This is a genomic window from Rhodococcus sp. 06-221-2 (assembly GCF_002258365.1).
Classification (GTDB): Bacteria; Actinomycetota; Actinomycetes; order Mycobacteriales; family Mycobacteriaceae; genus Rhodococcoides; species Rhodococcoides fascians.
In genome coordinates this window covers 155,798-170,002 of record NZ_NOYJ01000025.1, presented here as the reverse complement: position 1 = coordinate 170,002, position 14,205 = coordinate 155,798, and the positions used below count along the sequence as shown (strand labels likewise).

The window sequence follows — 14,205 nt, the reverse complement described above, 5'->3', positions numbered from 1 at the left end:
TGTGCCATCGACCGAGAGTGAGCAGAGTTCCGAGAACTCGCCTTCCGCGACCGGTGCCAGCTCGTCCCCCGATCCCGAGAACCCCGAATCCGCGCGCGGCACGCTGCTGCACAGGATGATTCTCACCCCTGCTCGGCGCGTGTTCGGCCTGGAACCGACCCCACCGGGTGCCGGTGTCGCCACGTTGCACGGCGACGAGCCGGAGGCACCCGGTCTCGATCCCGCCGAGACCGTTCAACTACGCAACATTCGCCGTTTCGGAGCCGCGGGCGCGCTGCTGATGGCGATCGGCGCGCTCGGCGCGGGTGCGCAGCCGGTACTGCAGAACCCGATCGCGGGCGTCCGGTTACTGAGCCTGCCGTCGCGCATGGCCACGTCGGCTCTGACGGTGACCATGACGGGAACCGTCGTCGTGGTCCTCGCGTGGCTACTGCTCGGCAGGTTCGCGCTGGGGCGGACGCGATCGGGCGCGACTCCCCGCCGCCTGTCCCGATCGCAGATGGACCGAACTCTGCTGCTGTGGATCCTGCCGCTGAGCGTCGCACCGCCTATGTTCTCGCGCGACGTCTACTCCTACCTGGCCCAGAGCGAGATCACGGCCCGCGGTCTCGACCCCTACGAGATCGGCCCCGTGGATGCACTGGGGGCCGACAACGTCCTGACCCGGACGGTGCCCAACATCTGGCGAGAGACTCCGGCACCCTACGGTCCGCTGTTCCTGTGGATGGGGCGCGGGATCACGTACTTGACCGGCGAGAACATCGTCGCCGGCATCTTCCTGCACCGACTGCTCGCCTTGGCGGGAGTCGCGCTGATCGTCTGGGCGCTGCCGCGTCTCGCACGCCGTTGCGGGGTCGCGTCGGTCACGGCACTGTGGCTCGGTGCAGCGAATCCGCTGTTGCTGTTCCACCTGGTCGCCGGAATTCACAACGAGGCCCTGATGATCGGTCTCATGCTCGCGGGTACCGAACTGGCGCTGCGTGCGATCGAGCGCCCGGGTGCGTTGCGCAGCACCGATATCGCGTTCCTCGTCGGCGGAGCGGGTGTGATCGCACTCTCGTCGACGATCAAGATCCCGTCGCTGATAGCGCTGGGGTTCGTCGGCATGGCGCTGTCGAGACGGTGGGGCGGCACTCTGAGATCGGTCGTCTACGCTGCGCTGCTGCTCGGCACGATCGCCGTTGCCGTCCAAGTCGCCGTGAGCCTGGGTAGCGGACTCGGATTCGGTTGGATCCACACTCTGGGTACCGCGGGGGTGGTGCGCAGCTGGATGTCGATTCCCACGATTCTCGGCCTGGCTACCGGATTCGTCGGCGTGCTGCTCGGCCTCGGCGATCACACCACCGCTGTGTTGAGTCTCACTCGGCCGATCGCAGCCGTCGTCGCCGGCGTCATCGTCATCCGCATGCTGGTCGCTGTTCTGAGGGGCCGACTGCACTCGGTGGGAGCGCTGGGGGTGGCGCTGGGAGCAGTGGTTCTGCTGTTCCCGGTAGTCCAGCCCTGGTACCTGCTGTGGGCGGTGATTCCGCTGGCCGCATGGGCCACCACTCCGTCCTTCCGGCGTCCCGCCATTGCCTTCTCGTCTCTGGTCAGCGTGATCCTCATGCCGAACGGCAGCGAATACCAGCCGTTCCAGATCGTGCAGGCCGCAGTGATGACCATCCTGACCATCGTCGTGTTGTATCTGCTGACACGGAACCGGCTGCCGTGGCCCACGCGCATCGGACCACCGGCACCCGAGCGGCACACCGACGAATACGCTGAGTCCTCGTGATCTCCGGGACGTCGAATGCGGCGCAACCTGTCGTGCAGTTGACCGACGTGCGCAAGTCCTACGACGGCACCACCGCCGTCGACGGACTGAGCCTGAGCATCGGTGCGGGTGAAGTTCTCGCGCTGCTCGGCCCGAACGGAGCCGGAAAGACCACCACCGTCGAGATGTGCGAAGGCTTCGTCGTACCCGACAGCGGCACGGTCAGAATTCTCGGCCTCGACCCCATCGCCGAGTCCGCCCAGCTCCGACCCCGCATCGGCGTCATGCTGCAGGGAGGCGGTGCCTACCCGGGGTCCAAGGCAGGCGAAATGCTCGAGCTCGTCGCCTCGTACTCGGCCGACCCTCTCGACACGACGTGGCTGCTCGACTGTCTGGGCCTGACCTCGGCGGTCCGCACACCCTATCGGCGGTTGTCCGGTGGCCAGCAGCAGCGACTGGCGTTGGCCTGTGCCATCGTCGGCCGCCCCGAGTTGGTGTTTCTCGACGAACCGACAGCCGGACTCGACGCCCAGGCCCGACTGCTGGTGTGGGAATTGATCGACGCACTTCGACGCGACGGCGTCGGCGTTCTACTGACCACACATCTGATGGACGAGGCCGAGCAGCTGGCGGATCGGTTGACGATCATCGACAACGGCCGCATCGTCGCCTCCGGATCCCCGTCCGAGCTCACCAAGCAGGGAGCCGAGGGACAGCTGCGCTTCTCCGCTCCCCCAGGTCTCGATCTGTCCCTGCTCGACGCGGCCCTGCCCTCCGGTTACGTACCGTCGGAGACGTCACCGGGGTCGTACGTGGTCACCGGAGTGATCGAACCGCAGATCCTGGTGGTCGTCACCTCCTGGTGCGCACAACAGAACGTGCTTGCGACGGAGTTGCAGGTCGATCAGCGGCGGCTCGAGGACGTCTTCCTCGAACTGACCGGCAGAGAATTGAGGATGTGACGGTGCGCAGAGAAGCCCGGCTCGCCGACAACCGTTTCGAGACAGGACTGTTCGCGCCGCGCCCACAGCCGGCGTCGGCCGCCCGGATGCTGTTCGCGCAGTCGCGTCTCGAGCTGAAGTTGTTGCTGCGCAACGGTGAGCAGCTGCTGTTGACGATGTTCATTCCGATCACGCTGCTGATCGGACTCACTCTGCTGCCGTTCGGTGAGCTCGGCGACGACCGCGTCGCGCGGGTCGTGCCGGCGGTGATGATGGTGGCCATCATGTCGACGGCATTCACCGGACAGGCGATCGCCGTCGGGTTCGATCGACGCTACGGCGCCCTCAAGAGACTCGGTGCCACGCCGCTCCCACGGTGGGGAATCATCGGCGGCAAGTCGGTAGCCGTCGTGATCGTGGTGATCATGCAGTCGGTTCTGCTGGGCTCGATCGGCGTCGCCCTCGGCTGGCGACCGAGTCCGGCAGGTCTGCTGCTGGGAGCGGTCGTCATCGCTTTGGGGACGGTCACGTTCGCCTCGATGGGGTTGCTACTCGGCGGCACCCTGCGGGCGGAGATCGTGTTGGCATTGGCCAACGTCGCCTGGTTCGTGATGCTCGGGATCGGCAGCGCGGTGTTCGTCGACGACCAGATTCCGCAGGGCCTGCAGATCGTCGCACGGATAGTCCCGTCCGGCGCACTCGGCGAGGCGCTCAACCGCGGTGTGGCCTCGTCGTTCGACCTCTTCGGGATCGCCGTGCTGCTCGTCTGGGCTGCGGTCTGCGGCACTCTTGCGGTCCGAACCTTCAAATTCACCTGAGCGAGGCTTTCCGCCGGTCGCTCTACCCAACGACGCTGTGTAGTTGATCGGCGTTTACCATCGTGGAGTGCCCTACCTCCTACGGAAGCTCTACGGCGTGTTCCTGCGCCTCGTGGCCTACCTGCCCCTGCCCTCGCTGCGGGTACAGCGGGTGCTGGCGTTCATCGCCATCCTCACCCAGGGCGGCATAGCCGTCACCGGTGCGGTGGTCCGAGTGACCGGCTCCGGGCTCGGGTGCCCCACCTGGCCACAGTGCTTCCCCGGAAGCTTCACGCCGGTCGGAGTATCCGAGGTTCCGGTGCTGCATCAGGCAGTCGAGTTCGGCAATCGACTGCTCACCTTCGTGGTGGTCATCGCCGCTGCGGCGGTCGTTCTCGCTGTCACTCGCGCGGCCCGGCGGCGCGAGGTGTTGCTCTTCGCGTGGTTCATGCCGCTGGGAACCGTCGTGCAGGCCGTCATCGGTGGCGTCACCGTGCTGACCGGCCTGCTGTGGTGGACAGTGGCCATTCACCTCGTGGTGTCGATGGCAATGGTCTGGCTGGCTACCCTGCTGTTCGTCAAGGTGGGTGAAACCGACGCCGCGCCGAAGTCGCTGCCCACCGTCCCCGCCGCGCTACGCGGGCTCACTGCCCTGTCCGGCGTCGCGCTGACCGGCGTACTGATCGCCGGGACGATGGTGACCGGTGCCGGCCCGCACGCCGGCGACAAGAGCATCGACGAGCCGGTACCGCGCCTGGGCATCGAGATCGTCACGCTGGTGCACGCCCACTCGCAATTCCTGGTCGGGTATCTCGCGCTGCTCGTCGGGCTCGGTTTCGCTCTGTACGCGGTCGGAGCGCCGACTGCCGTCAAGCAGCGGCTGCACGTTCTGGTGGCGATCGTGCTGGCCCAGTCCCTGATCGGCCTGGTGCAGTACTTCACGGGCGTTCCCGCAGTACTCGTCGCGTTCCACGTTGCCGGTGCCGGTGCCTGCACGGCTGCCACGGCTGCGCTGTGGGCATCGTGCAGAACACGCGGGCCTGCGGTTGCCGATCGGGAAGCCGACGTGGACAGGGTCGCCGCAGCGTCCTGAGGCCCGGCAGTCTTCGGGTGTCGGCTCCTCAGCCGGCTCGACACGCGCGTGTCCGAGCACAGCAGTTTCGAATCGCAGTGGAGGGGCAGCCGACCTCCCCCTCAGATGGCCGACTGCCCCTCCACTGATTTCGACGCATAGGACCGCGAGACGGTTCCCGTCGAGTCGAAAAAACTTTGCGACTCTCGTCCTACCCGACGATGGCCTGGTTGCGGGCCTTGGGGAACTTCTTCTGCCGAGCGACCCAGCCGGCCATCTTCTCGTAATGGCCCGGTGCCGGATTGACCGAACTGACCAGCTCGCGGTCCCACTCCGCCTCGGTCAGTTCGTCGAACCTGGCGACTATCGCGTGTGCGACCGCTGTGGACGGAACCACCTGGTCTCCGAGCACTCCGTCTGCGCCGACCAGCGTGAGCCGGGTTCCGGCCCGACCGATGGGTTGGATCACCACACTTGCCGAGTTGCCGTGATCGGCGAGAAAAGCCTTCACAGCCGCGAGAGTTCCCTTCGGAACCTCGTTGGACGTGTCCTTCTCGTTGCCCGCACTGTCGATTTCGGTAGCCATGCAGACACGATACCGAGGTCGTCCACCGTGGCGGCATCGGCCCGCCGAATCGCTACTGATCGGTAACTTGTCGCACCCGTCGTGGAAGCGTGCGTCCGCTCTCGAACTCACATCGCTCCCGTGTAGAACAGGGATATGCGTGCCATTCGAGTAGACAACACCGGCGGACCCGAGGTCATGGTCGTCGTGGACGTGCCCATTCCCGAGCCCGGACCGGGGCAGGTTCTCGTGCGCGTCGACGCCATCGGGATCAACTACATCGACACCTACTTCCGCCGCGGCCTGTATCCACGGTCCCTGCCCTACATCCCCGGCGACGAGGGTTCCGGAGTTGTCCACGAGGCCGGCCCTGACGTCACCGCGTTCGCTCCTGGGGACCGCATCGCCTGGGCGGCCGCGCCGGGTAGCTATGCCGAGTTCGTCGTCGTGGACGCCTCGTCCGCCATATCCGTTCCCGACGGCGTTCCGGCCGATCAGGCGGCGTCGGCGCTGCTCCAGGGCATGACTGCGCACTACCTGATCGAGTCCACCTACCCGGCGCGCAGCGGCGACACGGTCCTCGTGCACGCGGGCGCGGGAGGCGTCGGACTACTGCTGACCCAGATGGCGGTCGGAAAGGGGGTACGGGTCATCACGACGGTGTCCACCGATGCCAAAGCAGAGCGGTCGGCCCAGGCCGGTGCCGCCCACGTACTGCGGTACGACGACGACATTGCGGCCCAGGTTCGCGAGCTCACCGGCGGCGAGGGCGTCCATGCCGTCTACGACGGTGTCGGAGCCGACACGTTCGAGGCCAGTCTGGCGTCGCTGCGCATCAGAGGCACGCTGGCCCTGTTCGGTGCTGCGAGCGGACCGGTACCGCCGTTCGACCCACAACGGCTCAACGGGGCCGGATCGGTGTTTCTGACCAGACCCACGCTGGCGCATCACATACGGGACCGGGCCGAGCTCGAATGGCGTGCGGGCGATGTGTTCGAGGCGTTGTCGAGCGGCGCTCTGACGGTCGAGGTCGGCGCTCGCTACGCGCTCGAAGATGTCGCGCAGGCACATATGGACCTGGAAGGACGTAAGACGACCGGTTCGATCGTTCTCGTCCCCTGATCGGGTGCAGATGTGAGGAGGCGCTCGCTCAGGAGACCAGCTGGGCGAGCGTCTGCCAGCCGAGGACAGAGTCGACGGCGAGGCCGCAGAACACCAGCGCCAGGTATTCGTTGGACAGGATGAACAGTTTGAGAGGCTTGACCGGTGTTCCAGCCCGCACGCCTGCGTACAGGCGATGCGCCACGACGAGGAACCAAATTCCCGATGCCACCGCGATCACCGCGTAGACGACGCCGGAGCCCGGGGCCAGTGCCAACGTCGCAGCAACCGTGGCCCACGCGTAGAGCACGATGTGCTTGGTCACCTTGGTCTCCGACGCGACGGCAGGAAGCATCGGGACGTTGGCCGCCTGGTAGTCCTCCTTGTAGCGAAGCATCAAGGCCCAGGTGTGCGGCGGTGTCCACAGGAAGATGACGAGGAACATCACCAGCGCCTGCCAGCCGATCGTGCCGGTGACGGCGGACCAGCCGATCATGACCGGCATGCAGCCGGCGGCACCGCCCCACACCACGTTCTGCGAAGTTCGGCGCTTGAGCACCAGGGTGTAGACGAAGATGTAGAAGCAGATCGTGACGACGGCCAGCACGCCGCTGAGGAGGTTGGTCGTCGCCCAGAGCCAGAAGAACGAGAACACCCCGAGGACGAGACCGAACACCAGTGCGTGCGACACAGGCATCGCGCCGCGGGCCAACGGCCGCTTCTCGGTGCGCTTCATCACCTTGTCGATGTCTGCGTCGACCACCATGTTCAAGGTGTTCGCGCTCGCCGCGGCCAGCATTCCACCGAACAGTGTGGTGAGAATCAGCCACGGGTCCACGTGACCGCGATCTGCCAGCAGCATCGCGGGAATGGTCGTGACGAGAAGTAGTTCGATGACCCGAGGCTTCGTCAGCGCGACATAGGCCAGGAAGAGAGCCCACGCTCTGCGCGGCGCCGACGCCGGCGCGGCGTGTTCGGTGTCGCCCTGGTCGTCTGCTCCGAATCCGGGGCCGCCGGCGAAACCGTGTCCGCCCGGCTGCTGCCCAATTCGCACTGCGTCTCCTCGCACGACTGTCGTTCTCTGGCGCTCGGCCACTTGCCACGCGCCGTCGGGCACGCGGGTTCGTTCCTGGCGGCCGACCGATCCTGGGAGAACCCTCACGAGGACCTCGGCCACCGACGCGCACGCGGATGGTCCCGGTTCGGAAATTGCCCCCGGGAGCCGTCGAGCATGCGCCTACTACAGACGATGGTAGACGGCGGGGTTTGCACGTCCAATTCGCAGGGCACCCAAACCGAAGAACGATGCGGCGACGCCACACACGTTCGTGCTCCGACGGGGGAAGGCACGACAGTAGCGTCGGTCGGAACTAGGCTGGTGGGGGACGTCCTTCGGCATCGACTACGTTCGCGCCTCACGCAGGCGCTGTGCAGTTACCGCCGAGCGACGAATCCTCGGAGCCACAACTCGAACGAATGTCAGGAGATTTCTGCTCGTGTCGATCACAGACGATATTGACGTCCTCACCACGGCGCACCACCCCAGCGACTGGACGGACCTGGACACCCGGGCGGTCGACACCGTTCGTGTCCTGGCAGCGGACGCAGTGCAGAAGGTCGGCAACGGCCACCCCGGAACCGCGATGAGCTTGGCTCCCCTCGCGTACACCCTCTTCCAGCGCACCATGCGCCACGACCCCACCGACACCCACTGGATCGGCCGCGACCGGTTCGTACTGTCGTGCGGTCACTCGAGCCTCACCCTGTACTTGCAGCTCTACTTGGGCGGTTTCGGTCTCGAGCTCGCAGACATCGAAGCACTGCGGACCTACAAGTCCAAGACCCCGGGGCACCCCGAGTTCCGCCACACCGACGGCGTCGAGATCACCACCGGCCCACTCGGCCAGGGACTGGCATCCGCTGTGGGAATGGCAATGGCATCGCGCCGTGAACGCGGACTGTTCGATCCCGAACCTGCGCTCGGCGAGAGCCCGTTCGATCACTTCATCTATGTGATCGCCTCCGACGGCGACATCGAAGAGGGCGTCACGTCCGAGGCGTCGTCGCTCGCTGGCACCCAGCAGCTCGGCAACCTGATCCTGTTCTACGACGACAACAAGATCTCGATCGAGCACTCGACCGACATCGCCCTGTCCGAGAACACCGCCGCGCGGTACGAGGCCTACGGGTGGCACGTACAGGTCGTCGAGGGCGGCGAGAACGTCACCGCGATCGAGGACGCCATCGAGGCCGCCAAGGCCGTCACCGACAAGCCGTCGATCATCGTGCTGCGGACCATCATCGGGTTCCCGGCTCCGACGATGATGAACACCGGTGCCGTCCACGGTGCCGCGCTGGGCGACGACGAGGTCGCGAAGGTCAAGCAGGCCCTGGACTTCGACCCGGCCAAGACGTTCGAGGTCAGCGACGAGGTCATCGGCCACACTCGCAAGCTCCAGGAACGCGGCCGCGCGGCACACAACGAGTGGATGACGCAGTTCGAGTCCTGGGCAGCCCGTGAGCCCGAGCGCAAGCAGTTGCTCGACCGTCTTCAGCAGGGCACGCTGCCCGAGAACTGGACCGACGTGCTGCCCACGTGGGAGCCCGGCAGCAAGGCCGTCGCCACGCGTGCGGCGTCGGGCGAGGTCCTCAACGCCGTCGGACCCGTTCTTCCGGAACTGTGGGGCGGCTCGGCCGACCTCGCAGGCAGCAACAACACCACGATCAAGGGTGCGAAGTCCTTCGGCCCCACGTCGATCTCCACCGACGACTGGGACGCCGAGCCCTACGGCCGCACGCTGCACTTCGGTATCCGCGAGCACGCCATGGGTGCGATCCTGTCGGGCATCGTCATGCACGGTCCGACCCGCGCGTACGGCGGAACGTTCATGCAGTTCAGCGACTACATGCGGCCGTCGGTTCGCCTGGCGTCGCTGATGGACATCGATCCCATCTACGTATGGACCCACGACTCCATCGGCCTCGGCGAGGACGGCCCGACGCACCAGCCGGTCGAGCACCTCGCGGCCCTGCGTGCGATTCCCAACCTGTCTGTCGTACGCCCCGGTGACGCCAACGAGACGGCCTACGCCTGGCAGTCGGTGCTCGCCAGGTCGAGCAGCAGCGGGCCCGTCGGCCTGGCGCTGACGCGTCAGGGCATCCCGATCCTGGAAGGCACCAGCTTCGAGGGCGTCTCGAAGGGTGGCTACATCCTCTCCGAATCGTCGAAGGCCAGCCCTGACGTCGTCCTGATCGGCACCGGTTCCGAACTGCAGTACGCAGTGGAGGCCCAGAAACTGCTAGAGGCGCAGGGCATCGCGGCACGCGTGGTGTCGATGCCGTGTGTCGAGTGGTTCGAGAGCCAGGACCAGAACTACCGCGACCAGGTCATTCCGCCCACCGTCAAGGCGCGGGTGTCCATCGAGGCCGGCATCGCGATGCCGTGGTGGAAGATCGTCGGCGGTTTCGGCGAGATCATCTCGCTCGAGCACTACGGCGAATCTGCCGATGCGGCAACACTTTTCCGCGAGTTCGGCTTCACGGCCGACGCCGTCGTCGCGGCCGCGCAGCGCTCCATCACCAACGTGAAGGGATAACTCATGACCCAGAACAAAAACCTTGCCGAGCTGTCCGCCGCCGGAATTTCGGTCTGGCTGGACGACCTGTCCCGCGACCGCATTCGGTCGGGCAACCTCAAGGACCTGATCGACACCAAGAGCGTCGTCGGCGTGACGACCAACCCGTCGATCTTCCAGGCCGCATTGAGCAAGGGCGATGCTTACGACGAGCAGGTCACCAAGCTCGCCGGCGAAGGTGCCGATGTCGAGACCACGATTCGCACCGTCACCACCGACGACGTCCGTGAGGCGTGCGACATCCTCGTACCGCAGTACGAGGCCAGCGCGGGCGTCGACGGCCGCGTGTCGATCGAGGTCGACCCCCGCATGGCGCACGACGCGGACAAGACGTACGAGCAGGCCGTCGAACTCTGGAAGATCGTCGACCGTCCGAATCTCCTCATCAAGATTCCGGCAACCGAAGAAGGCATCCCCGCCATTGCCAAGGTGATCGGTGAGGGAATCAGCGTCAACGTGACCCTGATCTTCTCCGTCGAGCGCTACGAGCTGGTCATGAACGCGTACCTCAAGGGTCTCGAGGCCGCCCGCGCCGCCGGTCACGACCTCGACAAGATCCATTCCGTGGCGTCGTTCTTCGTGTCCCGCGTGGACAGCGAGATCGACTCCCGCCTGGACGCCATCGGCACCCCCGACGCCGAGGCCCTCAAGGGCAAGGCCGCGCTGGCCAATGCGCGCCTCGCGTACGTGGCGTACCAGCAGGTCTTCGAGGTGGCTCCTCGGTTCCGCGAACTCGCGGGCAACGGTGCACGTCCGCAGCGGCCACTGTGGGCTTCGACGGGCGTCAAGTCCGACGCCTACCCGGACACCATGTACGTCACCGAGCTCGTCTCTCCGAACACCGTGAACACGATGCCGGAGAAGACCATGGACGCGGTCGCAGACCACGGCGAGATCGTCGGCGACACCGTCTCGGGTAAGGGACCGGAGTCGCAGGAGATCTTCGACCGCATCTCCGCCCTGGGAATCGACCTCACCGACGTCTTCCTGACGTTGGAGAACGAGGGCGTCCAGAAGTTCGAGGCTGCGTGGAACGAGCTGCTCGAAGCTACCGAGGAGCAGCTCCGCCAAGCAGGTCAGAAGAGCTGACCTGTGCCCACCGCAGACACAGAAAACCTGAATTCCGCGGACTGGCGTAATCCACTTCGCGACGCGCGAGACAAGCGGCTCCCCCGCATCGCCGGGCCGTGCAGCATGGTCATCTTCGGGGTGACCGGTGACCTCGCGCGTAAGAAGCTCATGCCTGCGGTGTACGACCTGGCGAACCGGGGGCTCCTACCCCCCGGTTTCGCCCTGGTCGGCTTCGCTCGCCGTGAGTGGCAGAACCAGGATTTCGAGAAGATCGTGCACGACTCGGTACGCGATCATGCTCGAACTCCGTTCAGCGAAGAGGTGTGGAACACCCTTGCCGAGGGCTTCCGGTTCGTTCAGGGTTCGTTCGACGACGATGCCGCGTTCGACGAGTTGTCGCGGACTCTCACCGAGCTCGACGCCACCCGCGGCACCGGCGGAAACCATGCCTTCTACCTCTCGATCCCACCCGGCGCGTTCCCTGTTGTACTGCAACAACTTTCACGCTCCGGACTGGCCCAGGCGCAGGACGGCAACTGGCGACGCGTCGTCATCGAGAAGCCGTTCGGTCACGATTTGCAGAGCGCCAAGGAGCTCAACGCGATCGTGAACCGAGTGTTCCCCGAGGACACCGTCTTTCGGATCGATCACTACCTGGGCAAGGAGACGGTGCAGAACATTCTCGCGCTGCGCTTCGCCAACCAGTTGTTCGATCCGATCTGGAACGCGCACTATGTGGACCACGTGCAGATCACGATGGCCGAGGACATCGGATTGGGTGGCCGCGCAGGCTATTACGACGGAATCGGGGCAGCCCGCGACGTCATTCAGAACCATCTCCTCCAGTTGCTCGCGATCACTGCGATGGAGGAGCCGGTGAGTTTCAACCCCACCGAGCTGCAGTCCGAGAAGATCAAGGTGCTCTCGGCGACCAAGCTCGCCGAGCCGCTCGATCGCACGTCCGCCCGCGGGCAGTACTCCGCCGGGTGGCAGGGCAGCCAGAAAGTGAAGGGGCTCAAGGAGGAAGAGGGGTTCGACTCCGAGTCGAACACCGAAACCTACGCCGCCATCACCCTCGAGGTCGACACTCGGCGCTGGGGTGGAGTTCCGTTCTATCTGCGTACGGGAAAGGCGTTGGGCCGCAGAGTCACCGAGATCGCAATGGTGTTCAAGCGTGCCCCCCATCTGCCGTTCGACGCCACCATGACCGAGGAACTGGGGCAGAACGCACTGGTCATTCGAGTCCAGCCGGACGAGGGCGTCACGATGCGCTTCGGTTCCAAAGTTCCCGGGTCCAGCATGCAGGTGCGCGACGTCAGCATGGACTTCAGCTACGGCCAGGCGTTCACCGAGTCATCTCCCGAGGCGTACGAGCGACTGATACTCGACGTACTCCTGGGTGAGCCCTCACTGTTCCCGGTCAACGCCGAAGTGGAACTGTCGTGGAAGATTCTCGACCCGATTCTCGAGTACTGGGCCTCGGGCGGCACCGCCGAACCGTACGAGGCCGGCACCTGGGGTCCGTCCTCGGGTGACGAGATGATGCACCGCACCGGACGCGAATGGAGAAGGCCTTGATTGTCGACATTCCCGCCACCACGACGGCCGAGGTCGGCAAGAAGCTCGTCGAGGTTCGTGAAGCAGGTGGCGCGGTCACCATCGGCCGTGTACTGACCTTGATCGTCGCAAGCCGTGATGCGAGCAAGGCCGAACGGGCGATCGATGCCGCCAACGAGGCGAGCCGGGAACATCCCTGTCGCGTCATCGTCCTCATCCACGGTGATCGGTCCGCCGAGTCGAGTCTCGACGCCCAGATCCGCGTCGGTGGAGACGCCGGCGCGTCCGAGGTCGTCGTACTACGACTGAACGGCGAGCTCGCCGATCACGAACACAGCGTCGTCATTCCGTTCCTGCTGCCCGATACGCCGATCGTCGCCTGGTGGCCGGACGAGGCACCGACGGTACCGGCGAAGGATCCACTGGGCCGGTTGGCGATCAGGCGGATCACCGACGCCACCAATTCGTCGGATACCACCGCAGCGATCAAGGGACGGCTGAGCAGCTACACCGAGGGTGATACGGATCTGTCGTGGAGCCGAATCACCTACTGGCGCGGCCTGCTGGCGACTGCCCTCGATCAGGCACCGTTCGAGGCCGTCACCTCGGCCACCGTGTCGGGACTGGCAGAGGAGCCTGCACTCGACATTCTGGCCGGCTGGTTGGCGGCGAAGCTCGACGTGCCGGTCTACCGGCGAGCCGGCGAGCTCAAGGTCGAGCTGACCAGGGAGAACAGCAGTATTTCGCTGACCCGTCCGCAGACCGGAAAAACCGCCACACTGCGGCGTACCGGTCAGCCCGACGCTCAGGTTGCTCTGGCACGTCGCAACACCCGCGAGTGCCTGGCCGAGGAACTGCGGCGGCTCGATACGGACGAAATCTACGAACTCGCCCTCCACGGTCTGTCGAAAGTGAGCTATGAGTAATCAGTCGGTCCTCCGATACCTCGACGCACAAGGGCTGGTCGATGCCGCCCGCACTCGCTTCGTCGACGTTGTCGTCGCGGCGCAGGCCGAGCGCGGTGTCGCGTCGGTGGTGTTGACCGGAGGCGGGACAGGAATCGCCCTCCTCGAGGCATTGCGCGCGGATTCCGGGGCCATCGACTGGTCGCGGGTGGATATCTACTTCGGTGACGAGCGCTTTCTGCCCTCGGGCGACCTCGAGCGCAACGAGGTCCAGGCATCGGACGCGCTGCTGAAGCACGTGGACGTGCACCCGGATCGACTGTTCACGATGGCGACGTCGGACGGTGCCTACGGCTCCGACCCGGAAACGGCTGCGGCGGCGTACGCACAGACGCTGCACTCACGGGCCGACGACGGTCAATGCCCCGACTTCGACATCCACCTGTTGGGTATGGGCGGCGAGGGCCACATCAACTCGCTCTTCCCGCACACCGACGCGGTGCGCGAACAGCATCGCTTTGTCGTGGCCGTCGAGGACTCCCCCAAGCCGCCGCCGGTACGCATCACACTCACCCTGCCCGCCGTCCGGAGGGCGAAGCACGTGTGGTTGCTGGTGTCCGGTGCAGGGAAGGCCGAGGCCGTTGCCGCCGCCGTCGGCGGAGCAGCGTCCGACGACTGGCCGTCGGCCGGTGCCATCGGCGCGGAATCGACGGTCTGGTTCGTCGACGAGGCAGCGGCCTCACAGCTGGACCGGTGATCGGCTCGAGCCACAGCTGACAGCAGACGTACTGCGGCGTCGATTCAGGAG

General features: G+C 65.9%; 12 protein-coding genes. 10 read left to right on the top strand and 2 right to left on the bottom strand.

The features are described 5' to 3' along the window. The first annotated feature begins 115 nt into the window (after positions 1 to 115). The 4 genes from mptB to CH281_RS13400 all read left to right on the top strand — a co-directional run bounded on the left by mptB (position 116) and on the right by CH281_RS13400 (position 4,584). Positions 116 to 1,774 (top strand): polyprenol phosphomannose-dependent alpha 1,6 mannosyltransferase MptB, encoded by a 1,659-nt coding sequence (mptB, locus tag CH281_RS13415; RefSeq protein ID WP_230595128.1) that lies wholly within the window; start codon positions 116 to 118, stop codon positions 1,772 to 1,774. Further along, entirely contained in the window at positions 1,771 to 2,715 is a 945-nt protein-coding gene (locus CH281_RS13410) for an ABC transporter ATP-binding protein (protein WP_032372458.1), read from the top strand. The genes mptB and CH281_RS13410 overlap by 4 nt, the downstream gene beginning before the upstream one ends. Continuing rightward, on the top strand, positions 2,712 to 3,512 hold the full coding sequence (locus tag CH281_RS13405; RefSeq protein ID WP_032372459.1) for an ABC transporter permease: 801 nt from the start codon (positions 2,712 to 2,714) through the stop codon (positions 3,510 to 3,512). Before CH281_RS13410 ends, CH281_RS13405 begins: the two co-directional genes overlap by 4 nt. A gap of 67 nt (positions 3,513 to 3,579) precedes the next feature. Next, entirely contained in the window at positions 3,580 to 4,584 is a 1,005-nt protein-coding gene (locus CH281_RS13400) for a COX15/CtaA family protein (protein ID WP_094622132.1), read from the top strand. Between the two features lie 190 nt (positions 4,585 to 4,774). Here the strand turns inward: CH281_RS13400 and CH281_RS13395 are convergent, their stop codons facing one another. Next, positions 4,775 to 5,149, bottom strand: a complete 375-nt coding sequence (locus CH281_RS13395) for a hypothetical protein (RefSeq protein ID WP_027497017.1) — start codon at positions 5,147 to 5,149, stop codon at positions 4,775 to 4,777. Positions 5,150 to 5,284: 135 nt separating this feature from the next. Here CH281_RS13395 and CH281_RS13390 point away from each other — a divergent pair, with 135 nt between their 5' ends. Beyond that, the gene (locus CH281_RS13390) at positions 5,285 to 6,250 is read left to right on the top strand and encodes a quinone oxidoreductase family protein (RefSeq protein ID WP_032372461.1); all 966 of its coding nucleotides are present in this window, start codon (positions 5,285 to 5,287) and stop codon (positions 6,248 to 6,250) included. A 28-nt stretch (positions 6,251 to 6,278) separates the two neighbouring features. Here the strand turns inward: CH281_RS13390 and CH281_RS13385 are convergent, their stop codons facing one another. Then, positions 6,279 to 7,283, bottom strand: a complete 1,005-nt coding sequence (locus CH281_RS13385) for a heme o synthase (protein ID WP_027497015.1) — start codon at positions 7,281 to 7,283, stop codon at positions 6,279 to 6,281. Positions 7,284 to 7,725: 442 nt separating this feature from the next. Here CH281_RS13385 and tkt point away from each other — a divergent pair, with 442 nt between their 5' ends. The 5 genes from tkt to pgl are packed head-to-tail and all read left to right on the top strand — an operon-like array spanning position 7,726 to position 14,154. Next, positions 7,726 to 9,825, top strand: coding sequence for a transketolase (tkt, locus tag CH281_RS13380; protein WP_032372782.1), 2,100 nt, complete (start codon positions 7,726 to 7,728; stop codon positions 9,823 to 9,825). A 3-nt stretch (positions 9,826 to 9,828) separates the two neighbouring features. Then, complete coding sequence (tal, locus tag CH281_RS13375) at positions 9,829 to 10,953, top strand: transaldolase (protein ID WP_094694477.1); 1,125 nt, start codon at positions 9,829 to 9,831, stop codon at positions 10,951 to 10,953. 3 nt (positions 10,954 to 10,956) lie between these two features. Further along, complete coding sequence (gene zwf / locus CH281_RS13370) at positions 10,957 to 12,513, top strand: glucose-6-phosphate dehydrogenase (protein ID WP_032372462.1); 1,557 nt, start codon at positions 10,957 to 10,959, stop codon at positions 12,511 to 12,513. After that, complete coding sequence (gene opcA, locus CH281_RS13365) at positions 12,510 to 13,418, top strand: glucose-6-phosphate dehydrogenase assembly protein OpcA (protein WP_027497011.1); 909 nt, start codon at positions 12,510 to 12,512, stop codon at positions 13,416 to 13,418. Before zwf ends, opcA begins: the two co-directional genes overlap by 4 nt. Next, positions 13,411 to 14,154 carry a 6-phosphogluconolactonase gene (gene pgl / locus CH281_RS13360; protein ID WP_094694475.1) on the top strand — a complete coding sequence of 248 codons (744 nt, stop codon included), beginning with the start codon at positions 13,411 to 13,413 and terminating at the stop codon, positions 14,152 to 14,154. The genes opcA and pgl overlap by 8 nt, the downstream gene beginning before the upstream one ends. Positions 14,155 to 14,205: the final 51 nt, after the last annotated feature.